This window comes from Roseateles sp. P1_C6, assembly GCF_056406315.1.
The window spans coordinates 294,719-321,439 of record NZ_JBFUAK010000011.1 but is presented as its reverse complement, the minus strand read 5'-3'; the positions used below and the strand labels follow the sequence as shown (position 1 = coordinate 321,439).

Sequence of the window (26,721 nt, the reverse complement as noted above, 5' to 3'; positions counted from 1 at the left end):
CACCTGGACCCATCTGCTCAGCGGCGAGAAGAAGCAGGGCGGCCGCTGGCATCGCGAGACGCATGGCTTCCTATCGTTGCCGCTTTACGCCGCGCCGGGCAGCGTCATCGCCTGGGGCGCCGAGACCGAGAAGCCGGACTACGACTACGCCCGCGGCACGGTGCTGCGCGTGTTCGAGCTGGCTGACGGCAAGAGCGCGGCCTTCACGGTCGTGGGCCTGGACGGCAACGTCGCGGCACGCGGCACGGTCGGCCGCAGCGGCGGGCAGTACACGGCCCAGGTCTCCGAGGGTGCGCTGCGCGACTGGAGCCTGGACGTGGACGGGCAACGCAGCACCGTGCTGGCCGAGGGCAAAACCTTGAACTGGAAGCGTTCATGAAAGCATCACGCGTTGGACGTCGTGGCGACGTCATGCCGGGTTCTGGGCGGTGGTTTTCTCTGCGGCTGGTTGCGCTGGCGGCGCTCCTGCATGCACCGGCGGCGGTGCTGGCTCAGGGCACCTTTCCCGGCATGGAGCCCGGTCGCGTTGGCGGCGTGGCGGCCGAGGGGCAGAACCCGGACAAGGCGGCGGCTGCGGCCAAGAACAAGCAGATGGCGCAGGAGCTGATCGACCAGCAGCGTGACGAAGCTGCGCGCCGCTTGATGGTCGAACAGCGGGCCAAGCTGCGTGAGCGTCTGGAGCGCGATGCGGGACTGCTGCGCCAGCCGGTGGACTTGCTGGCGGGCATGTTCCAGTTGCCTGCCGACCTGAAGCTCTCGCCCGAGCACCGCAGCGTGGCCGAGGATGTGCTGCGTCAACAACGTGAGCGCGCCCAGGCCAGCTGGGCGGCATGGTTGACCGAGGAAACCGCCCAGGGCAAGGGTGAGCTGCGCGCCGAGGTAGCCGCGCAGCGATTGAGCAATCGCGTGCTGAACGAAGTGGCGCTCTGGCAGGCCGATGCGACACCGCAGCCCAGCGACACGATCTGGATCGAAGCGCTCAAGACGCCCGGCATCTGCAATGGGCTGGATCAGTCACGGCCTGCGGCGCAGGTGGCGCAGTTGATCGAGGCGCTGCCCGCAGCGCAGCGCAACACCGCGTGGCAGGGCGAGGCGGAGCGCCTGGCTCGGTGGGGGCAGGCGCCTCGGCAGGTGCCGCCCTCGCCGGACCGTGCGTTCGAGGACGAGCTGGTCGCCACGTTGGCCAAGCTGCCGGGTGACACGTCCAGCCTTGCCCCCGAGGTGCGCAACGCGCTGCAGGCGGCGGGCTGGACCTATGCCGGCCAATCACCTGCATCGCGCTGCGAACTGCTGCGCTGGTGGAGCCAGGAGCAGGTGCGCAGCCGACGGATGACGGCGCCGCGCGCGCTGCAAGCCTGGCGCACCGCGCTGGCCGTGCGTTCGCAGGCCTATCTGTTGCCCGATATGCCGCGCAGCGGGCCAGGCGCCACCGACGCGAACGGCTTTCCGCTGTTCGCGCGCCGTGCCGAGCTCGCGGGTACGGTCGTCGTGGAACAGGACATCGATGCCGCCGGCAAGATCGTGCGCAGCTTCGTGCAGCGCCGCGAGATCACGGCGGCTGGCGTGCGCGGTGTGCCGGCCCTGGCCCTGGAGCGCGAACTGGACGCCGTGAGCCTGGCACGCGCCGCCGCCACCGCCGCCGCTGCCCCCGACCCTGCGCAAATGCGCGACGGAACGGCCACGCGCCGCATTGGCATCGAGTGGGTGTTGCCCCAAGGTCATTAGGAAAAACTGGGCTGCGGAAGGTCTTGCGTATTCCAGCGATGCCGTGGCGTTGAAGGTTTCGGGCGGCGGGCTCGCATGACAACGCGGTCTGCCAATCGCATCGACGAGCTGTTGGCTCATCGCTGGTCCCCACCGCCTGGGTCGTTGCCAGCCCGTTGCGTGGCGTTCAAGAAATGGCGTTCAGGAAATTCACCTTGCTGCCCATACGTAGACATTTTTTGGCACGGGCCGTTGCGCTCGTCGCCGCGTTGCCGGCTTGCTCGCTGGCGGCGCCGCCCATACCCACGAGTTCGCTGTTCGACGTCAAGCGTTTCGGCGCCAAGGGCGATGGCCGCACGCTCGACTCGCCGGCGATCAATGCTGCGATTGCGGCCGCAGCGGCAGCGGGCGGGGGTACTGTCTATTTCGCGCCTGGACGCTATCTGTCCGCGTCAATCAGGCTCAAGAGCAACATCACGCTCTACCTGGAGGCGGGCGCGGTGATCGAAGCGGTTGACGCGAGCGTGGCGCGCTATGACCTGCCCGAGCCGAACGAGGCCGGCGGCAACTATCAGGACTACGGCCACAGTCACTGGCAAAACAGCCTGATCTGGGGGATTGGCCTGGACAACGTGGCCATCGTGGGCGGTGGCTTGATCCATGGCAAAGGCTTGATCAGCGGCCACGACAAGTACACCGGCTACTACACCGACAAACCGGACCAGCCCGGCGAAGCCGACAAGGCGATCGCGCTGCGCGAGTGCCGCAACGTGATCTTGCGCGATTTCTCGATCTTGCATGGCGGCCATTTCGGCATATTGGCGACCGGCTGCGGCAATGTGCTGATCGACCACTTGACCATCGACACCAACCGCGACGGCATGGATATCGACGGGTGCAACAACGTGCGCGTCACGAATTGCAGCCTGAATACGCCCTGGGACGATGCGATCTGCCTCAAGGCCAGCTACGGCCTGGGGCGCATCCAGCACTGCGAAAACATCACGATATCCGACTGCATGGTGTCGGGAAATTTCGACGAGGGCAGCCTGATTGATGGCACGTTCAAGCGCAGTGCGCCGGAGTACCGGTCGGGGCGATACGGCCGCATCAAGATGGGCACCGAATCGAATGGCGACTTCAAGAACATCACCATCACGAACTGCATCTTCGACGAGTGCCGCGGCCTGGCGATCGAGAGCGTGGACGGTTCGCACATCGAGGACCTGACGATTTCCAACATCACCATGCGCGGCGTGGTGAACGATCCGATCTTCATACGCTTGGGCGCGCGCCTGCGCGGACCGAATCAGCCGCCGGTGGGCACCATCAAGCGCATCAATATCAGCAATATTGTGGTGTCCGGTGCGCACGTCAATCACGCCAGCACCATCGCCGGGATTGAAGGACATCTGATCGAGGACATTCGCATCAGCAATGTGCAGATAGAAACCCAGGGCGGCGGCGATGCGGCCTGGAGCGCGCTGGTGCCGCCCGAAAATCCCAACGGGTATCCGGAGCCCGGCATGTTCGGCAAGGCGCCGGCGTATGCGTTTTACATGCGCCACGTGAAGGCCATCGAGGTTCATCACGTCAAGGTTGGCTACGTCAAGCCGGAGGGGCGAACCGCGGTCGTGCTGGACGATGTCAGAGACGCCAGCTTCCATGCCGTCAATCTGCGGCGCGGGCAGGGCGGGGCGGCGCTGTTCGCGCTGCGCGGGGTCAGCGACTTCTCGGCCAGGGATGTGCGCGGCATGCCGGACCGCGAGATCCCGGAGCGTGTGGATGCGCTGACCTTGTAGACAAGGTGGACGACCGAGGGGCTCGCGGCCGCCAAGCGCCTGGCCTTCCGTTCTTGTTACCACGTTCGCGGTGTAGATGCCGCGAACCTCACACAAAAGCGCCCGCAAGCGCAGCACCACTACCGGACCATCCCACCCATGAACTCGAACATTCCATCGCACAGCGCCGCCATGCCAATCATGCAACGCCGCTTCCGCGCCCCCCGCCAGCTGTCGCTGGTTGCCCTGATCGCCCCGCTGGCGCTGGCGATGGCGCAGACCACCGTCCGGATCGACCTCGCCAAGCCTGGCCTACCGGTCAGTCCGACCCTGTACGGTTTGATGACCGAGGAGATCAACTTTTCCTACGATGGCGGCCTGTATGCGGAACTGGTGCGCAACCGCGCCTTCAAGAATCACGGCTCCACGCCGGAACACTGGTCGCTGGTGCAGGACGCCGGCGGCAGCGCCGCGATGGCGCTCGACGAGCGTTACCCGGTCGCCGGCACCGCCCTGACGACCAGTCTGCGGATCGACGCCGAGAACGCTTCGCCGGGTCACCGTGTCGGTATCGCGAATGCTGGCTACTGGGGCATCCCGGTCACGCCGAACACCAGCTACCGCGCCAGCTTCTACGCCAAAACGTCCGGCGCCGGTGGCGTGCCGCTGACCCTCAGCATTGAAGGCGTCGACGGCAAGACCATCTACGCCCAGGCCGAGGGCGGCCGCATCGACGGCCAATGGAAGCGCTACAGCGTCACCCTCGCCACCGGTGCGAACGTCAAGCCGACCGCCGACGCGCGCCTGGTGCTTGCAACCGAAAGTCCGGGCAAGGTGTGGTTCAACCTGGTGTCGCTGTTTCCGCCGACCCACAAGGACCGGCCGAACGGCAACCGGCCCGACCTGATGCAAAAGATGATCGACATGAAGCCGGGCTTCCTGCGCTTCCCCGGCGGGAACTATGTCGAAGGCGGCAGCGTGACGAACCGCTTCAAGTGGAAGGAAACGCTGGGCCCGATCGACCAGCGTCCAGGCAATCCCGGCACCTGGGGCTACCGCTCTACCGACGGCATGGGGCTGCTCGAATTTCTCCTGTGGTGCGAGGACATGAAGGCCGAGCCAGTGCTGGCGGTGTTCGCCGGCTACGCGCTCAACGGCGAGTCCGTCCCGGTCGGCAAGGAACTGCAGCCCTTCGTCCAGGACGCGCTCGACGAGATCGAATATGTGACCGGCGACGTGAGCACGAAGTGGGGCGCGAAGCGCGCCAAGGACGGCCATCCGGCGCCGTTCAAGCTGCGCTATGTCGAGATCGGCAACGAGGATGGCTTTGAGAAGAACAAGACCTACGACGGCCGCTACACCCAGTTCCACGACGCCATCAGGAAGAAGTACCCGAAGATCAAGCTGATCTCCACGGTCAACGGCAAGGACTGGGTTGGCTCGCAACAGAAGTTGACCAGTCGGGTCCCCGACCTGATCGACGAGCATTACTACTTCAACCCGATGGAGATGATGAACGACGCCGCGCGCTACGACAGTTATGCGCGCAGCGGGCCGAAAATCTTTATCGGCGAATGGGCCGGGCAGGAAGGGACGCCGACCACCAACCTGCACGCCGCACTGGCCGATGCCGCCTTCATGGCCGGCATGGAGCGCAATGCCGACGTCGTCGAGATGTCCTGCTACGCGCCGCTGTTCGTGAACGTGAACCCGGGCGGCATGCAGTGGCAGTACAACCTGATCGGCTACAACGCGCAGTCCAGCTACGGTTCGCCGTCGTACTACGCGCAAAAGATGTTCAGCAACTATCTGGGCAATGTGTCGCTGCCGGTGCACGCCGAGAAGGTCAGCATGCAAACCTGGCAGCAAGAAGCCAAGAAGGAGACGCCGCAGGACGTGCCGCCGGCCAGGCAGGTGCCGACGATGTTCTTCTCGGCGACCAAGTCGGACCAGCGCGGCGAGATCTACCTGAAGGTCGTCAACGCGATCGGCAACGCGCAGACGGTGCAGGTCGACCTGGCCGGCGCCGTCAAGGTGGCGGCCGAAGGCAAGGCAATCGTACTGAGCTCGACGCACAAGGAAGATACCAACACCATCGCCGAGCCGACCAAGGTGGTGCCGGTGGCGAGCAAGGCGAGCGGGCTCGGCAAGCAGTTCAGCTACAGCTTCGCGCCGTATTCGGTGACGGTGCTGGTGCTGTCGACCAAGTAGGCCGCTAGGAGGGTGTCGGGCTTTGGGTCGGGTGCGCCGCTTGCGTACCGCGACCGCGTGCTCACCGAGCGTGGACAGATGTCGCCAGCTTAGAACCTAGCGAGATTTCACGCTTCCCGGGCGCACGGCGTTTGTCGTCAGGACCGCCGCCGTGCTCTATCAAATCGGCCTTGAAGTCGATGACGGTGGCGTGCTTGCGGCACTCGGTCATGAACAGCAGGCGTTTCCCTTTCAGGCCATGGACCAGCGCCACATAGTCCTGGCCACGCCTGAAACTCAAGTCGTTGATGCCGACCACGGCGACGCCGTTCATGTCTTCTGGGAGCGTGCCACGCCGACGTGGTGTTCGATCCGGCGGCACAACTGCTTCGCGTTGATGCGCAACCGGCCGGCGGCGTGCGCGACCGGAATCGATCGGCACAGCGTCAAGGCGAGCGCCTCGAAGAGCAGCGTGAAGCCGCTGCCCGGCCGGTCCGTCAATATGCAGCGTGGGCAGGGCGGGGCGGCGCTGTTCGCGCTGCGGCCGCTTCAAAGAAGTTTTCTGACGAGCAGTCTGGCATGCAAGTTCAACAGCGATTCGGTGGGCGTGAGCAGCGGACAAGCTGCGCAACATCGCTGGCGTACGCAGGCGCGATCACGAGGCGCTTGCGCGCGAGGCGTTCACTCCTCCAACGCGACCACCATCACGGCCTTGGCTGGCACCTTGATCGACAGCTTGCCGCCCGCGGCACGCGCGCTGAACGCCGCCGGCTTGATGACCTGCGGATTCTGGAAGGTGTTGTGCGCGTCCATCGCGGCTGAGGTCAGCACCTTGCCGGCCGCACCATTGACCTTCGTGCCCGCAACGTTGATGGCGACATCGACCGCCTTGGATGGATCGGCGTTGACCAGCGCGAGGTACACCTTGCCGTCCTTGGCTCGTGCTGCCGAAGCGCTCACGCCCGGAATGGTCACGGCACCCAGGGTGTAGCTGGTGTTGTCCTTGATGGCGAGCGGCAGCGACCTGGCATCCTGGAACGGTGCATACATCTGGAACGCGTAGTAGGTCGGGGTCAGGACCATCTTCTCCTTGTCCGTCAGGACCATCGCCTGCAGCACGTTGACCATCTGGGCGATGGTGGTCAGGGTGACCCGCTCCGCGTGCTCATGGAAGATGTGGAAGTTGAGCGCCGCCACGAGCGCGTCGCGCAGGGAGTTCTGCTGGAACAGCCCGCCTCTGGGGTTCACTTCGTCATACCAGGTGCCCCACTCGTCGACCATCAGTCCGATCTTCTTCTGGGGATCGTTCTTGTCCAGCACGGCCACGTGATCCTTGACCAGCTGATCCATCTTCAAGGTGTTGGCAAGGGTTGAAATCCACTCGCCTTCCTTGAAGCCGAGGTCCTTGCCCTTGACCTCCCAGTTGCCGGTCGGGACGGTGTACTGGTGGACGGTGATGCCGATCGTGCGGTCCTTCAGTTCCTTGCTCAGGATCTGGGTCCAGCTGGTGTCGAAGCCGCTGCCGCCGCTGGCGATCATCTTCGGCCGGGACTTCTCGGGCGCCCACAGGAAATGCTCGTAGTTGCTGTAGAGGTTCGCGTAGTGGTCGGGCTTCATGTTGCCGCCGCAACCCCACAACTCATTGCCGACACCGAAGAAGGCGACCTTGAACGGCTTCTCGCGCCCGTTCTGAGCGCGCAGCCTGGCCAGGGGCGAGCCGCCGTCCGCCGTCATGTACTGGACCCAGTCGGCCATCTCCTGCACGGAGCCGGTGCCGACGTTGCCGTTGATGTAGGCGTCGGCGCCGATCATGTCGATCAGGTCGAAGAACTCGTGGGTGCCGACGGCGTTGATCTCCTCGACATGGTTCCCCCAGACGTTGCTCGGGCGCTTGTCCTGCGGGCCAATGCCGTCGCGCCAGTGGTAGGTGTCGGCGAAGCAGCCGCCCGGCCAGCGCACCAGCGGCACATGCAACTCCTTCAGCGCGCCGACGACGTCATTGCGCCAGCCTCGGGTGTTCGGGATGTTCGACTTCGTGCCGACCCACATGCCTTCGTAGACGCCGGTGCCAAGGTGTTCGGCGAACTGGCCGTACACATACTTGCTGATGACCGGGCCGGCCTTGCCGGCGTCGATGCTGATGCTGACCTCGTTGGCGGCAAAGACCGGGGCCGCGATCAGGCCGAGTACGGCGAGGCCGTGCTTGATGGGGTTCACAGGGGGTGTCTATTCAGGTGGGGCGGAAGTGGAGGAAGGCTGAAAGTGATCGCGCCTTGTCAGCGACGCTCTTCCGTCCCTTGCCCGACCCGGTAGTAGTCAAAGTCGACGCGGCCACCGGCCGTCTTGGTCGCGTAGTAGAAGAGGCCGAAGCGATAACCCATGAAGTGCGGGAAGGTGTACTTCAGGGGAGAGGGACGACCGATGGGGGTCCAGGACTTGCCGTCGAGGCTGTAGGAGAAGCGGGCCAGTTCGGGCGCGGGCTCGAAGTCGCAGTCGACCCTCAGATGAACGGTCTTGCCGGAGAGGGGAATGGAGGCGAGCTCTTCGGCCTTGTCCGTTTCGGCGCTCACCATGACCAGAGAACGGACGCCGTCGGTCATCTTGACGCCCACGAAGCTGTACTGCCGCTGGAAGGCGGACAAGCCGGCCCAGTCGCCGTCCTTCATGCCGCTCACGTCGATGCGGGTGGTGGCCGAACTGCTCGGCCCGAAGGTGCGCTGGGTGAGCGTGTTCGGGGCCTCGAGCAGCGTCGGAACGACCCGGCTGGTGGTGAGGCTCAGGTAACCCGGGCGCTTGGTGAGCGACCAGTCATGGGGCTTCGGGTTGTGGTTCCATTGCCAGGCCAGGGGCAGGGCGGGGTCGCCGGGCTTCCGGACGAATTCGTCCGACGCGACGATGCCGGAGGCGCCGGAGACGCCCTGCGCGCCGGCGGGGATGTCGAGCGTCATGGGCGCCTTGCCGCCTTCGCCGAGCACGGGCCAGCCGTCCTTCCAGGTCACCGGCACGAGGTAGGGAATGCGGCCGACGGCGTCGTTGTCCTTGAACAGATAGGCGTACCACTTGCCGTCGGGCGTGTCGATGAGGCCGCCCTGGGCAATGCCGCGATCATCGAGCGCGATGCGGCCTTCGTAGGGGCCGTCGATGGTGTCGGCGCGGTGGATGGTGACGGTGCGTGCCCAACGGCTGCCAGGCGAGGCAATGTTGAAGAGGTAGTAGCGACCGTTGGCCTTGAAAAGCTGGGAGCCCTCGCCCTTGAGCCCGCCCTGGTCGGCGCCGAAGAGGCCGTTGACGTTTTCGACGATGACCTTGTTCACGCCGCCGGGTTTGATGCCCGAGAGATCGGACTTCATCTCGGTGAGCATGATGCGACCGCCGCCGTAAACCATGTAGACGCGACCGTCGTCATCGAAGAACAGGCTGTGGTCACCCAGCGAGGGCTCAAAGCTGGTCTCTTTCCACGGGCCGCGTTCCGGATCGCGCGTGGTGTAGATGTGGGTGCGCCCGGTATTGGCCGAGAACGTCGAGGCATGGAACACGCCGTTGTGATAACGCAGGCTGCTGGCCCAGGAGCCTTCACCGTAGGCGTGCTTGCCGTTGTCGAGGCGCAAGGCGTCGTTGTCGCCAAGGGTTTCATAGGCGTAGGAGGCCATGCGCCAGTTGACGAGGTCCGTCGACTTCATGATCGGCAGGCCCGGGCTCATGTGCATCGTCGTGCTGCTCATGTAGTAGGTCTTGCCGACACGGATGATGGCGATGTCAGGAACGTCGGCCCAGATGACGGGGTTGTGGGCACGGTTCGACGGTGCCGCCGCAAGGGCGCTGGCGCTCATCGCCGCGTTGGCACCGGGCGACGCTTCTGCGGCGAGCGCGTTCGCGCCGATGAGCGCGGCGCAGCAGAAGGCGACGGGGTACAGGGATCTGACAAGGCGCATGGGTGGATGTGGAACGTCAATAGGTTGTTGAGGGGTGCCCCGGGAGGACCCCGTGGCAGCCCGGTCGAGCAGGCCTCGCTCAAGCCGCGCAAACGGCGCTGGCGAAGGTCAGCGCGAGCCGCCGCCCGGCTCGATCCGGTAGTAGTCGAAGTCCACACGGCCGCCGGCGGTCTTGGTCGAGTAATAGAAGAGGCCGAAGCGATAACCCATGAAGTGCGGCGCGGTGTAGGAAAGCCGAGAGGAACGACCGATAGTGGTCCAGGATTTGCCGTCGAGGCTGTAGGAGAAGCGGGCGACCTCGGGGCCTGGCTCGAACTCGCAGTCGACTTTGAGGTGAACGGTCTTGCCCGTGAACGGAATCGAGGCGATCTCCTCCGGCTTGTCGGCGTCGGCGCTCACCATGACCAGAGACTTGGCGCCATCGGTCATCTTGACCCCGACAAAGCCGTAGTTCTTCTGGAAAGCGCTGAGGCCGGCCCAGTCGCCGTCCTTCATGCCGCTCACGTCGATGCTGGTGATGGCCGAACTGCGCGGGCCGAAGGTGCGCTGCGTGAGGGTGTTCGTGGCCTCGGGCAGTGTGGAAACGATCCGGCTGCTGACAAGGCTGAGGTAGCCCGGGCGCTTGCTGAGCGACCAGTCACTGGGCTTCGGGTTGTGGTTCCATTGCCAGGCGAGGGGCAGGGCGGGGTCGCCGGGCCGGCGGTCGAACTCGTCGGAGGCGACGATGCCGGAGACACCGGAAACGCCCTGAGCGGCGGCGGGAATGTCCAGCGTCATGGCCACCTTGCCGTCTTGGCCGAGCATGGGCCAGCCGTCCTTCCAGGTCACGGGCACGAGGTAGGGGATGCGACCGACGGCGCCGTTGTCCTTGAAGAGATAGGCGTACCACTTGCCTTCCGGGGTGTCGATGAGGCCGCCCTGGGCGATGCCGCGGTCATCGAGCGCGATGCGACTTTCGTAGGGGCCATTGATGGTGTCGGCGCGGCTGACGATGACGGTCCGCGCCCAGCGGCTACCGGGCGACGCGATGTTGAAGAGGTAGTAGCGGCCGTTGACCTTGAGAAGCTGAGAACCCTCGCCATTGAGCCCGCCCAGGTCGGTGCCGAAGATGGTGTTGACGTTCTCGATGAGAACCTTGTTCACGCCGCCGGGCTTGATGCCAGAGAGATCGGGTTTCAGCTCGATGAGCGTGATGCGACCGCCCCCGTGAACCATGTAGACGCGACCGTCGTCGTCGAAGAACAGGCTGTGGTCGTGCAGCGCGGGCTCGAAGCTCGTCTCCTTCCACGGGCCCCGCTCCGGATCGCGCGTGGTGTAGATGTGCGTGCGTCCGCTGGTGTAGGCGAAAGTCGAGGCGTAGAACACGCCATTGTGGTGACGCAGGCTGCTGGCCCAGGAGCCTGCACCGTAGGCGTTCTTGCCGTTTTCGAGGCGCATGGCATCGTTGTCGGCGAGGGTTTCATAGGCATAGGAGGCCATGCTCCAGTTGACCAGGTCCGTCGACTTCATGATCGGAAGCCCCGGGCTCATGTGCATCGTCGTGCTGCTCATGTAGTAGGTTTTTCCTACCCGGATGACTGCGATGTCTGGGACGTCCGCCCAGATCAGAGGGTTGTGGGCAGGTGCTGCCTGTACAGCCTCTGCCGCCGCAACGGCCTGAGACCCGACGCAGAGGACGAGAGCCATCAGCAGGTAAAAGATCGGGCGGCTCAGGCCGTCGGGGCGTTTGTCCATGTCTTGTCTCCGGGGTCGTTATGCGAGCCAGGGCATCGGTTGCATCAAGCGGGCCGCGCGGCCGCCATGCACCGATGGCCTGCGGCCGACTCAGTGCGCCTGGCGCGTGTACAGCGCGAACGCGAAGTCCGCGGGGCGGCCGCTCTCCCGGTCCTTCAACGGCCGGTCGTCCAGGCTGGCCTCGCCGTCGGCATAGACGTCGCTGCGGCTGGCGCGCAGATTGATCATCAGCGCGTCCTTCTCGCCCTGCAGCGCCAGCGCGTAGCGGCGACCGGACTTCAGCACGACCGGCGGATGGGCGCTGAAGTCAAAGCTCAGCAGCCCGGCCCCTTGCGGCCGGTAGGCGATGGCCAGGCCCTCGCCGGCGCCGAGCAGTTCGGTGCCGGCCTCCACGTCACGCAGCGACAGCCGCAAGGCATGCGTGGCGTCCGTGCCATGGCCGTCGCCGGCGTACAGGCTGAGCCGGCCCAGGGCGATGTCGGCACGTGGCGTGAAGGTCTGCACCAGGCGGCTGGCGCCGCCGCCGTCGCGCTTGAAGCCCACAGGTTCCGGGGCCTGCTCGAAAGGCCGGGTGACCGAGGCCAGCGCCGGGCTGCCTGGCCAGGTTTCGGGATAGCCCTGGGCGAACTGCTGAACGGCCACGCGGGGGTCGGAGCGACCCGGGTCCGCCGGCGCGGGCACCTTGCCGGCGGGCGGTCGGGGCGGCGTGCTGATGCCGGCCTCGGTCTGCGTCACGGGCCACATGCGGCCATCGGCGTCGTAGTAGAGGTATTCCATCGTGACGGAGCGGCGGGCGCCGGCGCCGGTCTCCCCATCCGGCAGGGTCAGCGCGCCGTTGTGATAGACCAGGTAGGACTGGCCTTTGAAGTCGTCGACGATGCCCGCGTGGATGGTGAAGCTGTTCTTCGTCGGGCCGGTCAGCACGCCCTGGTAGGTCCAGGGCCCGCGGGGGCTGGGCGCGGTGGCATAGGACAGGTGCTCCCAGACGTTCTGGTGCGCCATGGACGCGTAGGTCATGTAGTACAGCCCCTTGCGCTTGGACAGCCACGGGCCCTCGGTGTAGTTGGGCAGCGCGATCTTCTCGATGGGCCCGTCCAACTCGGTCATGTTGGATTTGAGCTTCGCCAGGTAGAGCACGGGGTTGCCCCAGGCCAGCCAGGCGGTGCCGTCGTCGTCGATGAAGACGGTGGGGTCGATGTCGTTCCAGTTGTAGGGGCCGGGCGTCATCGCGTCGGTGACCAGCGCCGAGCCGCGCGCATCCTTGAACGGGCCCAATGGGTTGTCGGCCACCGCCACGCCGATGGCCTTGCCGGGCCGCGTGTCGTTGTGCTGCACGGTGGCGTAGAAGTAGAAGCGGCCGTTGCGCTGCACCACCTGCGCGGCCCAGGCGTCGCCTGTGGCCCACTTGAAGTCGGTGGGCTTCATGAAGGCGCCGTGGGCGGTCCAGTGGCGCAGGTCCTTGGACGAATAGGCCAGCCACTCCTTCATCAGGAAGAAGTCGTCGCCCTTGGCCTCGTCACGGCCGACGTAGAGGTAAACCGTGTCGCCCACGACCAGCGGCGCGGGGTCGGCGGTGAAGCGGTCGCGCAGCACGGGGTTGGCGCCGGGCGCTGGTTCGGCGGCTGGCGCAGTCCCGCAGGCGAGGGCGGCGCAGCAAAGGGCGATGTGGTGCAGGAGGCTAGGGAGGCGCATGGCTCAGGTGTGAACTTTTATTGGTTGTCTGGCGTGTCGAGCTTGTCTCGTTGCTCGGCCAACTCACGCTGGTGGCTCGCCGTGAGGCCCGAGGCAGCAGCCGGCTACGGAACCTCATCGCACCCCCATCGATTGGTATAACCAGTTTCGCAATTTTGACCAAAGTGGTCTAACCAGTGCAAACACCTACGCACGGCGTGCTGATGGGTTCCGAAAGGGCGCGGTGCTAGAGTGCGGCGCCCCCGTCCTCCCCCGCCCGCCGGACAGTGCCCGCTTCCCTACCCAAGCCTTCCAAGCCACCGAAGAGCCGTCGTCACAAGTTGCCCACGCTCGCCGATGTCGCGCGAGAAGCCGGGGTTTCCGATGTGGCGGCGTCCTGCGCGCTCAACGGCGCCAGGGGTTCGACGCGGGTATCGGCCGAGACGCGGGAGCGGGTGCTGGCGGCGGCGGAGCGCCTGCACTACCGGCCGAACGCGACCGCGCGTGCGCTGACGTATCAACGCACCAACGCCATCGGTTTCGTCGCCAACATCGCCCATGAGGAACCCAACCTCTACTTCCTGGAGGTGTTCAACGGCGTCGTGCGGGGCGCGACGGAGGCCCACCAGACCGCGTGCATCTTTCCACTTGGCGGCTGGGAAGAAGCACCCAAGCGCATTCCGGCCTTGTGCGACGGCCGTGTCGACGGGCTCGTCGTGCTGGCGCCCTACCTGGAAGACGACACCACGACCTGGCTGCCACCGCACACACCCCTGGTCACGATCCACGCCGGCAGGCTGCTGCGGGCCGAGGTGAACGTCGAGGCGGACGATGAAGCGGGCGGCTATGCCATCGCGCGCCACATGCTTGGGCTTGGCTATCGCCGAATCCTCTGTGTGGGCGGACCGATGCGCACCAAGGGAGCAGACCATCGCGTCGATGGCTTCCTGCGCGCCCATGCCGAAGCCGGGGTGGAAGTTGCTTCCGACCACGTGATTCGCACTTGGTTCACGTCCGAAGGGGGTAGGCAGGCCATGCAGGAATGGATGGAACGCCACCGCGGTCAGCCGTTGCCCGAGGCGGTCTGTTGTGGCAGCGACGACATCGCCTTCGGCTGCATCGACGCGCTGGAGGGCTGCGGGCTGAGCGTTCCTCGGGACATCTCGATCACCGGCTTCGACAACACCTTGATGGCCCGCACCTTGCGCCTGACGACCGTGCGCCAGCCCCTGCTTGAGATGGGTCGTCGCGCGGTTGAGGTCCTGATGCAGCTGATCGAGGCGCAGCGCCGTGGTGAGGCCTACCAGGGCCCTCGCGACATCGTCATGCCGGTCGAGCTTGTTCACAGGCGAACGCTGCCGGGACCTCGAAGCGAGCCGCTGACCATCCCTTGACACGCAGGAAAGTGGCTAGGTTTTTCCCTAGTTAGTTCGACCGTCGACCGAACTACGATGCTTGCGCGGCACGGCCGCAATTATTTTCCTCCGTTGATTCGGCGCCGAATCAACTTCAATTCGGCGTCGAATCAAGGTGCGAGCCTTCAAGCGTCCTATGTCCTCATCCAGGTTGAACACAATCTCTCCGGCGGGCTCTTTTCCGATGATGGCTCCCAGGCCTGGTCTAGGCGGCTCGCGTGATCGTCACGATGCCGCGAGCGACCGATTTGCGGTGACGGCGGGGAACGGCGAGCCCGGCGACGAATGCGGTTCCGCGCCGTCAATGGGCTGGAGCAGCCGGGATGGTCTTGGCGCCCCGATGACTGAAGCCGGGTACTTGGCGAATGCGAGCATCCTGGCCGAGCGCCTGTTGCCGTCTGGCTACGACGTCGCCATGGTCGCGCCCGAGTGGTATGTGGCGGACGCGACAGCCTCAGGATGCCCGCCGTTTGCCCTGGTGCAACTGGATGCCCACGGCCGACCGCAGCCCGCGGCGGACCGCTTCCCCAGCGCCATGGAGGGATGCGGCTTCGCTCCGCTGGCAGCCCAGGTTCACCGCCTCGGCTTGCGCTTCGGTGTGCACCTGACGCGCGGCATCCCCCGCGAAGCGGTCGCGCGAGGGCTGCCTATCGCCGGCAGCCCATGGCGTTGCGATGAGGTCGCCAACCCGGGCTCGGCCGGCGCCTGGAACACCGACATGTGCGGCGTCAACCTCGACCACCCCGGCGCTTTCGATTGGTACCGTGCCTGGTTCGCCCAGCTCGCGGCATGCGGAGTCGACGCGGTCTCGATCGATGCCAGCGCCTCGCTGGACGGCCAGGCAGACGAGGTCGGCTTGCTCCGCCGCGCCATCGAAGCCACGGGCCGTCGCATCGAATTGATGCTTGGCGCCTGGCCCGAAGTTGCTGCATGAGGGCGGTTGGCCCGAACTGCGCGACGGCATCGTCAAACTGCTGGAGTGCGCGTCGCAGGCGCGCCCCGAGCCTGGCCCGATGCCGGCGTGCTGAACATGAGCGGGGGCAGGCTGGGCGATGGCGAGGGCGAGGGCGACGCATGTCTCACTCGCGACGAGCGGATGCTCATGCTGACGGCGTGGGCTTGCGCTCGCCGTGACTGTCGATGAGTCTGCGGCTGTTCGGGCGCACGCTCAGCTGTCTTCGCCAGCCCGGGTGACGCAGCCTGAAGACGAGCCGTGAGACAGGGTGCATCTTCCGCTGGGTCCGTGGTGCTCACGCCGCGGTTGAAGTCGGAAATGCAGAGGCCAGGGCCCTTCCTGGCGGCCCTGAGCTCGTTCAGTTGGAGGCGCAGCAACATCGCTTCAGCGCGTGCGCGCCATCTTGACCTTGAGCATGATGGGCTCGGCCATCAGGTTCAGGCCGCTGTCGACCTGGTCGCCGTTCCAGACGCGCTCCATCTGCCAGCGGCCCTTGTCGTCAAAGCTGCCTTCCTCGACGCGCAGCATGAAGCCGCTTGCTTGCGGCCCGCCTTCCATGCGCACGCGGGTGCGCTGGCCGACGATGAGGAACTCGTCGTCGCCGATCTGCGCAATGGCCACGCCGCCGCCGGGCTGTTCGGTGCCGGCCGGCCGCTCGTCTTTGCTGTCCCACGCAAGGTCCCAGAACTGCCATTGGCGGTAGGTCAGCTTGGCGATCCAGCCGCCTGGCAGTTCCAGCGACTGGGGCTTGCGGTCGTCGCCTTCAGCGGCGCCGCGCGTGCGGCCCTCGAAGGCCCACTGCGCCCACTGGCGCTGAATCGGCCGAAAGGCGCCGAAGACGCGGGCGAAGGGCTCGACCATGGTCTTGTCGGTGCGCTTGGAGCCCAGCGGGAAGTTGGCGTAGTTGAAGTAGTCCAGGCCGAAGGGCGCCACACCCAGGGTGCCGCGGCCCAGCGCCGCGTAGATCCAGCGCGCATAGCCCTCGGCATTGCCGATCTCGGGAATCCACAGCGCGTTGTCAGGCCGCTGGTACAGGCGCATATTGGCCTTGATCCCCTCGGAGTTGGGCGTATAGATGTCGGGCGCGACGATGTCGATGGCCGGCGCGGCGGCCTTGTAGATGTCGATGACGTCCCAGACCGGCCCACCGCTGGCGAAGTTGCCCTGCCAGGGCTTGGGCGGCTGTTCCAGCGCCTCGCGCAGCGCGCCGTTGACGTACATCGGCAGGTCGTAGACGGCGCGGCCGGCCTTGGCGATCTCGCCGATGTAGCGGGCGATGGCCCAGGCGTGGAAGTACTCGTCGGCGTAGTCGCCATAGACCTCGCGCCAGGTGCCTGATGCGGCGGCCTTGGGCTTCTGGCGCGCCAGCACTTCGGCGGGCACCGGCTGCTCGAAGGCCGCCTGGGCCGCTGGCCCGAAGTCGCGCACGAGGCCGTAGGTGCCGGCCTCGTTCTCGACCTGAACCATCAGCACGGTGCGCTCGGTCGCGTCGATCTTCTTCAGGTCGGCCATGAGCGCCACGAAGGCGCGCTTGTCGGCCTTGAGCGTCTCTTCGCCGAAGGGGCTGAAGCAGAAGTTGGGCTTGCCGTCGCGGTCCAGCATGGAAGGGAAGCGCCTCCCATTGAGCTTGACCCAGTCGGGGGTGTACGAGCCGCCGGTGTTCTTCCAGGTCGCGAACCACAACAGCACGAGGCGCTTGTCCTGCTGCCGCGCTTCCTTGACCAGGACGTCGAGGAAGCTGAAGTCGAACTGGCCTTCCTGGGGCTCGACCTGCTGCCATGCCACCGGCATCAGCACGGTGTTGGCATGCGCATCGTTGGCCGCGGCCCAGACCTTGCCCAGGGCTTTGGGATAGTTGCTGGAGTTGTGCGCCTGGGCGCCAAGCATCAGGAAGGGTTTGCCGTCGACGAGCAAGGCATGGTGGCCGTCCCGCTGCACGAGGCGCGGGGCTTCGGCGGCGCTGACGGGCGTGACAAGCATTGCGGCGAGCAGGGCCGCGATCAGGGAGGTCTTCTTCATCGCGGCCGGGCCCTAGGGTTTCGCAGGGCCGGTCAGACGCAGCATCAGCACGCTGTGCGGCGCCAGCCGCGCTTGCAGTTTGCCGCTGGTGTCGCCCGTCTTCTTGCTCCACAGGTCGGACCAGCGGTAGACGGCCTGCTTGAAATCGACTGACCGCTTGCTCAGGTCATCGCCCAGGACTTGCTTCTTCCAGTCATGGTGAACGTCGGCAGGCTGGTTGGAGCGGTTCAGGAACATCAGTGCCCAATCCCCGCCGTCGAGCGGCTTGGCATAGAACTCCAGCGGACCGTCGACCAGGACGCGCAGCGCCTGCACACCCAGCTTGTCCTGGTTCACCGCGATCACGCCCGCGTTGGTCAGGATGCGGCGGGTCGACTCGGACATGGAACGCAGGTCGTTGCCCAGGATGAGGGGGGAGGCCAGCATGGCCCAGATCGACAGATGGGCGCGGTCTTCATCCTCGCTCATGCCGTTGCCGACTTCGAGCATGTCCATGTCGTTCCAGTGACCGGGCCCTGCGAAGTTGCGCAGGTTGGCGTCAGCGTGCTTGTCGAGGATGCGCAGCACGCCCAGACCCGTCGAGAAACCGGGATTGAACTGGCAGTCGAAGCAGTTGTAGATGTCGGGTGTGGTGCGCCACAGATGGCCGACCTTGCCGGCCCACTCCCACGGCTTGCTCATGCCCCATTCGCAGATGCTGAACACCATCGGACGGCCCGCCTTGGCGATCGCGTCGCGCATGGTGGTGTAGGCCGGCTCGGCGCTCATGCCCGGGGTGTCGCACCAGTCGTACTTGACGTAATCGATGCCCCAGCGCGCGTAGACCAGCGCATCCTGATATTCGTGGCCGCGGCTGCCGGGACGGCCGCCGCAGGTGGTGGCGCCGGCATCCGAGTAGATGCCCAGCTTGAGTCCCTGGCCATGCACATAGTCCGCCAGCGCCTTCATGCCGGATGGGAAGCGCTTGGGGTCGGGCTGGATGTTGCCGTCGGCGTCGCGCTGGCCTTGCCAGCAATCGTCAATGTTCACGTACTGGTAGCCGGCGTTCTTCATGCCCGACTTGACCATGGCATCGGCGGTCTCGCGTATCAGGCGCTCGTCGATATCGCAGGCAAATTTGTTCCAGCTGTTCCAGCCCATGGGCGGGGTGAGCGCCAGGCCTTCAGTCTTTTGAGCCCAGCCATTGCCTGCCGCGCCAAGGAACAGGGTCAGCGCCGCGGCGGCCATCATTGCCCAGCTGTGGAACAGCGACTTGTGTGTTGTGTGCCTTGTTTTCACTTCTCAGGTTCCTTGGTGATTCGTAGAAAAGGGGCATCGCCGCGTCAGCTGAGCCGCCAATACAAGTTGGAGTAGCCGTGCGCGATGCTGTGGAACGGCATCAGCTCGTACGCTTGGCCCGGGCTCGGCCCGATCAGATGGAACGTCAGCGGGCCAGCACCGCGCCGGACCGCCCGGTCGAGGCCGACGCCCTCCAGGTGCAGCGGGAGGATCTCCAGCGGCTCGGTGAACTTCTTGCCATAGGACACGTTGTGCGCCACCAGGTCGGCACCGGGCGCCATGGCGGGGCCATCGATGCGCGCCGCCAGCACCAGCGGCCCATACATGAGCGCTGCAATCTGAGGCGCGTTCGGCAACGGCGCCAGGTGCAGATGCATCGGCAGATCGATATCCAGCACGTCGCCGTTGCGCCAGGTGCGCGAGAGCTCCATGTAGCGCCCGGCCTGGTCGCTGGCCATGAGTTGGCGGCCGTTCAGGCGCACGCTCATCTGCTTGCACCAGCCCGGGTGGCGCAGCCTGAGAACGAGCTGGGTGGGCCGCTCCAGCCGCAGCGTGAGCCGGCTGGCGCCGCGCTCGGGAAAGTTGGTCGTCTGGCGCAGATGCACGCCCTGGTCGGCCCAGTGCAGATCCGACGCCATGTATTGGTTCACATACAGCACGTCCCCGCGGTGGAAATAGATGGAGTCGCCGTGCTTGGCGTGGCTTTCCATCCCCGTGCCGGTGCAGCAGAAGAACGAATGCTCATGCGAGCAGTAGAGCTTCGGATAGGTGCGTCGGGTGGCCTGGAAGTAGGTGAACATGCCACTGTCCGGGTCCTGCGAAGCGAGGATGCCGTTGAACAGGGCACGTTCGTGGAAGTCGGCGTAGGCCACCGACGGTTGCGCCGCGAACAGGGCTTGCGTCAGGCGCAGCATGTTGTAGGTGCCACAGGTCTCCATGGTCGAGGCCGAGGCCAGATGCTTCTCGAACTCGGCGGGCGGAAAGAAATGCTCGTTGTCGCCATGCCCGCCGGTCGCAAACGAGCGCTGCTCGACCACCGCGCGCCAGAAGTGGCGCGCGGCTCGTCGGTATTGCGCCTGTCCCGTGAGCCCGTGCAGCCGGGCAAAGCCGATGACCTTGGGAATCTGCGTGTTGGCGTGCATGCCGTCGAGGGTGTCACGCCCTTCGGCCAGCGGCGCGAGCAGTGCCCGGTGGCTGAAGCGCTCGGCCAGGCGCAGGTAGCGCGCCTCTCCGGTGAGTGCATGCAGGTCCGCCAGCACTTCACTCATGCCGCCGTGCTCCAGATCGAGCATCTTCTGAAAGCGCGCCTCGTCGATGGGCCGCGCGGCCTCGTCGATCCAGTCGGCGATACGCACGAGGATGGGGAGCGCCCGCTTGTTCACGCGGTGCACATGCACGTCGCGCAGCCCGGCCATGAACTTGTGCAGCGCGTACCAGGGCACCCCGATGACAGGCCGGCCGGCCAGGCAGTTGCGCAGTTGCGTATCGCCATCGGGGAAGCCGCAGACCAGGCCACCAGGCGCCGCTTCCTGGCAGGCCTGCAGCTCCTTGATGACGTAGTCGATCCTGACGCGCGCACTCTCCCGCCCGGTGGACGCCCACAGCAGCGAGCAGACGCTCAGGAAATGGCCCAGGGTGTGTCCCGGGCAAAGCCCCTCGGCCTCCCAGCCGCCGTACACCGGCGCCTTTGGCTTGAGGCCTGCACTTTTCCGATAGTTATGCAGCAGGCGGTCGCAGTTCAGCGACTCGAGATAGCGCGCATTGAGGTTCTCGGATTTGCGAAATGGGCCGTCGAGCAGCCGCACATCCGACAAGGGGAAAGGCTGCGCGGTTTCGCCCGGGCCGCTTTCCTCACCACTCGCCTCGTCGGCCTCGGCCGGCATGCCGAGCAGCAGCGGCGCCGCGGCAATCGCCTGCAGCATGCGGCGTCGCAGGAGATCCGCCGGAAGCTCACCGTCCCAGGCATCGCCGGAGGTCGATCCCGTGCGAAGTTTCCTGTTCATGTCGGCTGTCATGTCGGTGCGCGAGGTCAAGGTTGAACGGTCCATTCGATGCTGTCGGTATGACCATGCTCGTCACGAACGCGCAGCGTCGCGCGGCCCGGTGACAGCGCTACTTGCGGCCAGACGGCAATGCGGTCGACGACCTGGGCGCGCCCCACCGGGCGGCCGTTGACCTCCAGGCTCAGTTCACGCGCATTGCTGTAGGTCTTCACAAGGGCTGGCCCGGCGCGCCGCAGGCTGGCGCGGCGGTTGGCCAGGTGCACCACCGGTTCGCGCTGCCACCAGGCGCGCCACAGGTGGAAGGCGTCCTTGCGGAAGCGCCGGTCATAGGTGACGAGGCCCTTGTCGTTGACGCCGGGCGCATCACCCTCGTTGCGGCCGGCCGAAGCGTGGTCGAAGCCCAGCCAGATGAAATGCCCCCACAGGAAGGGCCGCTGGTTGATCTGTCGCGCATAGGACTCGTGGAAGAGCGCCTGGTATTGCTCGGGATGCCAGCGCGCGCCGGGCCCCGGGCGCGCGGGCGGGTCTTCCTGCTGCAGCACACTGGCGCCGGCGCCGTACTCGCCGAGGCCGATGGGTCGCGTCGGCAGCTTGGCATGCAGGGCGTCCGCCCACGGGCCGATGTTGGTGAACTCGCCGTCGTACCAGCCCCAGTAGCGGTTGTAGGAGGCCAGATCGGTCTGCAGGGCCATGGTGTGGTCGTCGGGCGCGCAGCAGTGGGCATAGGTGGTGGGCCGCGACGGGTCTTCCTGCTTGGCCAGCCGGTGCAGGTCGCCCAGCAGCGTCGTGATCGCCTCGTCGGAGCGGTAGACCTCATTGCCGACACCCCAGACGCCGACCGAAGCGTGATGGCGGTTCTGCCGCACCAGCTCGCGCAGCTGCTGGAACAGGTTGTCGCGGAAGGCCAGCGTCTCGCTGATCAGCGCGTTCAGCGGGATCTCGGTCCACAGCACCAGGCCGAGCTCGTCGGCGCGCTCGTAGACATGCGGCGGGTGCTGGTAATGCACCAGCCGCAGGCCGGTGACGCCGAGGTCCATCAGGATGCGCAGGTCTTCGTCGATGTCGGCATCGCTCACCGCCACGCCGCGGCCGGGCCGGCCCGCGTGGAAGTAGTTGACGCCATGCAGCGGGTAGGCCTTGCCATTGAGCAGGAAGCCGCGCTGCGCGTCGACTTCGATCTTGCGCAGGCCGATGGGCAGCTGCACCGCGTCGGCGACGCGCCTGCCGTCCAGCAGCTCGACGCTGAGGCGGTAGAGATAGGGATCCTGCACACCCTGCCAGAGATGCGGCCTGGGCACCTGCAGCTTGGCGCTGAGGATGCCGGCCTGCGTGGCCATGAGCTGCGCCGGCTGGCGCTGTGCGGCAACGACGTGGCCCTGGGCATCGCGCAGCGTCACGCGCAACTCGCGGGCTGCGGGAGCGGCGCCGTCGTTGCGCAGCTGCACCCGCACGGCCAGTTGCGCGCGTTCGCTGGTCAGCGTCTCGGTGTCGATCTGCACGCCGGGGCCGCCGTGGTCGAGCAGCTCGATGTGGGCGGCGTCGGTCTCGATCAGGCGCACCGGCCGCACCAGACCGCCGAAGACGGTGAAGTCGCCACCGAGTGGCGCGGTCTGCGGCAGCGCGCCGTTGTCCACCCGCACGGCCAGCAGGTTGCGGCCGGGCTGGAGCAGCGGCGTGATGTCCAGCCGGAAGCGCGCATAGCCGCCCTCGTGGCGGCCGGCGTGGCGGCCGTTGACCCAGATGTCGGCAGCCATCGTCGCGCCGTCGAACTCCAGGAACTGGCGGCGGCCGGCGCCGGCTGCGGCGGGCCGGTCGATGGCACGGCGGTACCAGGCCGCGCCGCGGTAGTAGGCGCCGCCAGCCTCGCCGTCCACGCCGTTGTAGGAGTGGGGCAGGGCGACGGTCGCCCAGGCGGCGTCGTCGAAGCCGGGTGCTTCGGCCCCCGCCGCGTCGGCGCGCTCGAAGCGCCAGGTGCCGCCGACAAGGGTCGACAGGCGGGCGGCCTGGGCCTGCAGCGCGAGCAGGCTCAGCGTCAATGCGAGCGCGGCGCGCAGCATCAGCGGGCGCCCGGTTCGAGGACGACGCGGCCCCACAGGCCGGAGGGTTGACCGGCCGTGGCCTCCACCAGCACGGTCACCTGGCGGCGCGGGCCGCCCTGGGGCAGAGTCACCGCGAAGGGCGCCGGCTCGGCGCCGGCCTTCTCGCCGAGCTTGACACCGTCCACCCAGACCTCGGCCTTGCCGGCGATGCTGCCGAAGACGAGCTGCGCGCGGCCGTCGTTGCGGTCGGCGCGCACCGGCACGCTGCTGCGGTAGAGACGGAAGGCCTGCGCCTCTGCGCCGCGGCGGATCGGTGGCTCGTCCCAGCCCCAGGAGTTCATGTCGGTCTCGGCCAGCACGACATTCGGATCAGGACGGGTGGCGTGGGCCGGTGAGACACGCCAGCTCAGCAGCGGCGTCGTCGGCTCGGCCGTCGGCACGCTCGGCGGCGCGGCGGCTGGCTGCAGCTTGAGCACGACTTCTGCGGGTTGCAGGCCGTCGGCAGATGCGCGCAGCTTCAGCTCGCCGCGGCCGTCGCGCCGGGCCTGCACGATGAGCTGGGCCAGCCCGTTGAACAGGCTGCGCTCGCTGGCCTTGTCGGGCTCGTGAGAGTTCGGGTCGCCGTTGCCGACGCCGATGAGGTTGGCCTGGCCATCGAGCTCGAAGCGCACGCGGGCGGTCGCCGTCGGCACCGGCCGGCCCTGGGCGTCGACGGCGCTGACCGTCACCGGCATCGCGTCCAGCCCGTCGCCGGCCAGGGCAGGGCGGTCCGGCGCCAGCACGAGGCGGGCTGCAGGGCCGCTCGTCTCGACCACATCGCGCGCAATCTCCTTGCCGTCCTTGAGCGCCACGGCCTCGATGCGGCCCGGTGCATAGGCGACGTTGAAGTGCGCCATCTCGTAGGGGTCGACGTCCTGCTCGCCGACGACGGCGCCGTTGAGCAGCAGCCGCACGCGCGGCGCGTTGCTGGCGACCATCACGTGCACGGCCTGGCCTTCGCGGCCGGCCCAGTTCCAGTGCGGCACCAGCTTGACGACCGGGCGGTCCTTCACCCACTGTGCTTGGTGGATCCAGAACGCCGTCTTGGCGAAGCCGGCCAGGTCCATCGCGCCGAAGAAGGAGCCGACGCTGGGCCACTCGTAGGGCGTCGGTTCACCGCGGTAGTCGATGCCGGTCCAGATGAAGCTGCCGGCGATGAAGGGCCGCTCGCCGATGGCACGCCAGGCCTGGCGATGCGTATTGCCCCAGGAGGAGGGCTCGTCGTCGTAGCTGCCGAACATCTGGCCGGCGCGGTCGCTCGTGAACTCGCCACGGGTCATGTAGGCGGCGGTGTCCTCGGTGCTCGTCATCGGTCGCTTGGGGTGCTTCTGGTGATACCCGTCATAGGCGCCGATCTGGTAGTTCACGCCGACGACATCGAGCGCATCGGCCGCGTTCAGGTCGGTGAACAGGCCGCCGTGCATCGCGCCCGTGACGGGCCGCGTTGGGTCGAGCTTCCTGATCGCGGCAACCATGCGGCTGGCCATCTCGTAGCCCGGCTCGGTGCTTTGCAGCGGCTCCTCGTTGAAGATGGACCACAGGATCACACTCGGGTGGTTGCGGTCGCGGCGCACCATCCAGGTCAGCTGCTTCAGGTAGTCGGGCGAGGGGTTGAAGTTGCGGTTCTCGTCCATGACGAGCAGGCCCAGCCGGTCGGCGATATCCAGCACCTCGGCCGCGGGCGCGTTGTGCGAGAAGCGGATCGCGTTGGTGCCCATCTCCTTCAGGCGGCGCAGGCGGAACTCCCAGATTGCCTCCGGCACGGCGACGCCGACGCCGGCATGGTCCTGGTGGACGCAGACGCCCTGCAGCTTCACCGGTTGGTCGTTCAGGAAGAAGCCGCGGTCCGCGTCGAAGCGGATGCTGCGAAAGCCCGTCTGCACCTCGGTGCGGTCGAGTTCTTTCGCACCGTCGCGCAGCGTCGCCCGCACATGGTAGAGATGGGGCTGCGCCAGCGACCACAGCCTGGGCTCGCGCACATCGAGCTTCATGCGCGCGACGGCCGACTCGAGCCCGCTGACCCGCGCGCGCGTGCTGCCCTTGGCGACTTCGCGGCCGGATGGATCGATGACGACCACATCGACAACACCACTGCGCTCGGACTTGGCGCTGCTTTGCAGCGTCACCTCGACGGGAATCGTCCAGCGCCCGTTCTGCTTGACCGGGTTGGCATGCAAGCCGTCGGTGGCGATGTGCAGCGCGTCGCGCTTGACCAGCCAGGTGTGGCGGTAGATGCCAGCGCCCTCGTACCACCAGCCCTCCTGAGCTTCGGCGTCGACGCGCACGGCGATGGTGTTGGCGTCGGCGCCGTAGCGGACATAGGGCGTGATGTCGATGCTGCGGCCGTTGTAGCCCGACCAGTTGCGGTCGACGACGATGCCGTTGACCCAGACCGTGCTGTGGGTGGCGATGGCATCGAACTGCAGTTCGATGTGGCGGCCGCGGTCGGATTCGGGCAGGGGCAGGTAGCGCCGGTACCAGCCGAAGCCGCGCTGGCGGTAGCCCTGCGACGCGTTCTCGTTGCGGTCGAACGGGTTCTCGACTGCCCAGTCATGCGGCAGGTCGACGCGCCGCCAGCTGGAGTCGTCGAAATCGGCGGCGGCAGCGCCCCAGGCGCCGTTGGCCTTGCCGTTGTGATAGCTCATGCCATGGCCCTTGACCGCCGGCATCGGCACGTCGCCGCGGTGGAAGAGCCAGCCGCTGTCGAGCGAGAGGCGCTCGCGGCCAGCGGCCTGTGCGGGGCCTGTCGCCAGTGCGAGCAGGGCGACGATCGTGGCAATCAGCCAATACGGGATGCAAGACGCGCGGGGCATGACTCAACTCTCTATGGATCGGGCGCTCGAAATGGAAAAGCCCCGGCGGCTGCGGAGGTCCGGGCGGGGCTCAATCGAGGAAAAAATAGGTCGCGCGGCCCCTTTTGAAGACCGCGCGACAAAACCAGGTCAACGTGTGCCTGGCCGACTCGGAGACGAGCCAGTTAATCGTTGCGGCGGCGGCGGCGCTGTGCGCTGATGCCCACGGCTGCAAGGCCGAGCAGCCAGAGGGCTGTGGTGGTCGGTTCCGGGACGGCGGACACGGAGTCCGCGGAGGCGGTCAGGCCGATGCGCATCTTTGCCCAGGTGGTGGCCCCGGGATTGGTCCAGGAGGCGGTCAGAAGGGTGGGGCCCCCGTAGTTAGGCGAGCTGGCGTCGATGAAGGCTTCGACGTAGTTGGCCGAATCGCAGGTATCGGTGACGAAGTCGGTGCTGCACAGTTCGATGTAGGCGTTGGCCTGCGCCATCGAACCGCTGGCGTGGATGCCGTCCAGCGTGGCGCTGACCGTGATCGTGGTGTTGCCGCTCACCATGATCTGGCCGTCGAAAACCTTGGCAAAAGCCCATCCGGACTGGCCGCCGTCGACTTGGACGGAGGCAAATGCCGTCACGCCATTGAGGTCGCTGGAAGTCTTGGCGGTGAGGCCGGCCTGGGCCGAGGACATTTGGTTCGCTACCGAGGCGCCCAGCGCATTGCCGTGCCATCCGATAACGCTGTCATTGAAGCTGGGATTCAGCAGAGCGCTGGATGCACCTGCGGTCTTGGAAACCCACTCCACCTCTGTGGGCAGGTAGTACCACCATTCGCCACCTGAGGTTGACAGCGTCAAGTTCGAAATCCTCACCTCCGCCATGTCGGCGGCAGCCAGGTGGGATGCAGCGATCAGCGAGGCAGCTAAGACGGTCTTGTATCGATTCAGCATGGTGTCTCCAGTGTTGTCGTCGGGTTCGGGTGCCGCGCCCGCCCATCGCATAACGCCGGTACAGCGCTTGCGCGGTATGACCAGTTTATCAAATCTGTATATTGGTAATACCAGTAAAAACACCTATCACCCCCAGCGCAAGGGTCCTTGCGGCTTCCTGCCTTCGTTCGAGGTGGGAGTGCGCCGCGTTCGGAACGTGATCGTCAGGCCCGCGACGGTGGGTTG

The 26,721-nt window shown here is 66.6% G+C and carries 18 protein-coding genes; 6 read left to right on the top strand and 12 right to left on the bottom strand.

Annotated features, from left to right (window positions below):
* The 4 genes from AC1D29_RS24140 to AC1D29_RS24125 all read left to right on the top strand — a co-directional run.
* A partial coding sequence (locus AC1D29_RS24140) for a hypothetical protein (protein WP_477902249.1) occupies positions 1–379 on the top strand: 379 nt, incomplete at its 5' end.
* Complete coding sequence (locus tag AC1D29_RS24135; protein ID WP_477902247.1) at positions 376–1,725, top strand: hypothetical protein; 1,350 nt, start codon at positions 376–378, stop codon at positions 1,723–1,725. The genes AC1D29_RS24140 and AC1D29_RS24135, both read left to right, overlap by 4 nt.
* A gap of 173 nt (positions 1,726–1,898) precedes the next feature.
* Positions 1,899–3,506 (top strand): rhamnogalacturonidase, encoded by a 1,608-nt coding sequence (locus AC1D29_RS24130; protein ID WP_477902245.1) that lies wholly within the window; start codon positions 1,899–1,901, stop codon positions 3,504–3,506.
* A gap of 138 nt (positions 3,507–3,644) precedes the next feature.
* The gene (locus AC1D29_RS24125) at positions 3,645–5,696 is read left to right on the top strand and encodes an alpha-L-arabinofuranosidase C-terminal domain-containing protein (protein ID WP_477902243.1); all 2,052 of its coding nucleotides are present in this window, start codon (positions 3,645–3,647) and stop codon (positions 5,694–5,696) included.
* Positions 5,697–5,757: 61 nt separating this feature from the next.
* On the opposite strand, the gene AC1D29_RS24120 is transcribed toward AC1D29_RS24125, so the two are convergent.
* From AC1D29_RS24120 to AC1D29_RS24095, 6 genes are all read right to left on the bottom strand, one after another.
* Positions 5,758–6,009, bottom strand: coding sequence for a hypothetical protein (locus tag AC1D29_RS24120; protein ID WP_477902241.1), 252 nt, complete (start codon positions 6,007–6,009; stop codon positions 5,758–5,760).
* Positions 6,006–6,176 carry a transposase family protein gene (locus AC1D29_RS24115; protein WP_477902239.1) on the bottom strand — a complete coding sequence of 57 codons (171 nt, stop codon included), beginning with the start codon at positions 6,174–6,176 and terminating at the stop codon, positions 6,006–6,008. Before AC1D29_RS24115 ends, AC1D29_RS24120 begins: the two co-directional genes overlap by 4 nt.
* A 180-nt stretch (positions 6,177–6,356) precedes the next feature.
* Positions 6,357–7,892 carry an alpha-N-arabinofuranosidase gene (locus AC1D29_RS24110; protein ID WP_477902237.1) on the bottom strand — a complete coding sequence of 512 codons (1,536 nt, stop codon included), beginning with the start codon at positions 7,890–7,892 and terminating at the stop codon, positions 6,357–6,359.
* A gap of 59 nt (positions 7,893–7,951) precedes the next feature.
* Entirely contained in the window at positions 7,952–9,607 is a 1,656-nt protein-coding gene (locus AC1D29_RS24105) for a glycoside hydrolase family 43 protein (protein WP_477902235.1), read from the bottom strand.
* 108 nt (positions 9,608–9,715) lie between these two features.
* Positions 9,716–11,341 carry a glycoside hydrolase family 43 protein gene (locus AC1D29_RS24100; protein ID WP_477902233.1) on the bottom strand — a complete coding sequence of 542 codons (1,626 nt, stop codon included), beginning with the start codon at positions 11,339–11,341 and terminating at the stop codon, positions 9,716–9,718.
* A 90-nt stretch (positions 11,342–11,431) separates the two neighbouring features.
* A complete protein-coding gene (locus AC1D29_RS24095; protein WP_477902230.1) occupies positions 11,432–13,033 on the bottom strand; it encodes a glycoside hydrolase family 43 protein in 1,602 nt (533 codons plus the stop codon).
* A gap of 320 nt (positions 13,034–13,353) precedes the next feature.
* Here AC1D29_RS24095 and AC1D29_RS24090 point away from each other — a divergent pair, with 320 nt between their 5' ends.
* Positions 13,354–14,406, top strand: coding sequence for a LacI family DNA-binding transcriptional regulator (locus AC1D29_RS24090; RefSeq protein WP_477902228.1), 1,053 nt, complete (start codon positions 13,354–13,356; stop codon positions 14,404–14,406).
* Between the two features lie 361 nt (positions 14,407–14,767).
* Positions 14,768–15,361 carry a hypothetical protein gene (locus AC1D29_RS24085; protein ID WP_477902226.1) on the top strand — a complete coding sequence of 198 codons (594 nt, stop codon included), beginning with the start codon at positions 14,768–14,770 and terminating at the stop codon, positions 15,359–15,361.
* A 405-nt stretch (positions 15,362–15,766) separates the two neighbouring features.
* Here AC1D29_RS24085 and AC1D29_RS24080 read toward each other — a convergent pair whose 3' ends face one another.
* The 6 genes from AC1D29_RS24080 to AC1D29_RS24055 all read right to left on the bottom strand — a co-directional run bounded on the left by AC1D29_RS24080 (position 15,767) and on the right by AC1D29_RS24055 (position 26,496).
* Positions 15,767–17,401, bottom strand: a complete 1,635-nt coding sequence (locus tag AC1D29_RS24080) for a DUF5597 domain-containing protein (protein WP_477902224.1) — start codon at positions 17,399–17,401, stop codon at positions 15,767–15,769.
* Between the two features lie 12 nt (positions 17,402–17,413).
* Complete coding sequence (locus AC1D29_RS24075; RefSeq protein ID WP_477902222.1) at positions 17,414–18,679, bottom strand: glycoside hydrolase family 27 protein; 1,266 nt, start codon at positions 18,677–18,679, stop codon at positions 17,414–17,416.
* A gap of 44 nt (positions 18,680–18,723) precedes the next feature.
* Complete coding sequence (locus AC1D29_RS24070; protein ID WP_477902220.1) at positions 18,724–20,727, bottom strand: glycoside hydrolase family 127 protein; 2,004 nt, start codon at positions 20,725–20,727, stop codon at positions 18,724–18,726.
* Positions 20,709–22,739: a glycoside hydrolase family 2 protein gene (locus AC1D29_RS24065; RefSeq protein WP_477902218.1), complete on the bottom strand. Its 2,031-nt coding sequence runs from the start codon at positions 22,737–22,739 to the stop codon at positions 20,709–20,711. The genes AC1D29_RS24070 and AC1D29_RS24065 overlap by 19 nt, the downstream gene beginning before the upstream one ends.
* A complete protein-coding gene (galA, locus tag AC1D29_RS24060) occupies positions 22,739–25,573 on the bottom strand; it encodes a beta-galactosidase GalA (RefSeq protein ID WP_477902216.1) in 2,835 nt (944 codons plus the stop codon). The genes AC1D29_RS24065 and galA overlap by 1 nt, the downstream gene beginning before the upstream one ends.
* Before the next feature lie 164 nt (positions 25,574–25,737).
* The gene (locus AC1D29_RS24055) at positions 25,738–26,496 is read right to left on the bottom strand and encodes a PEP-CTERM sorting domain-containing protein (protein ID WP_477902214.1); all 759 of its coding nucleotides are present in this window, start codon (positions 26,494–26,496) and stop codon (positions 25,738–25,740) included.
* Positions 26,497–26,721 lie beyond the last annotated feature (225 nt).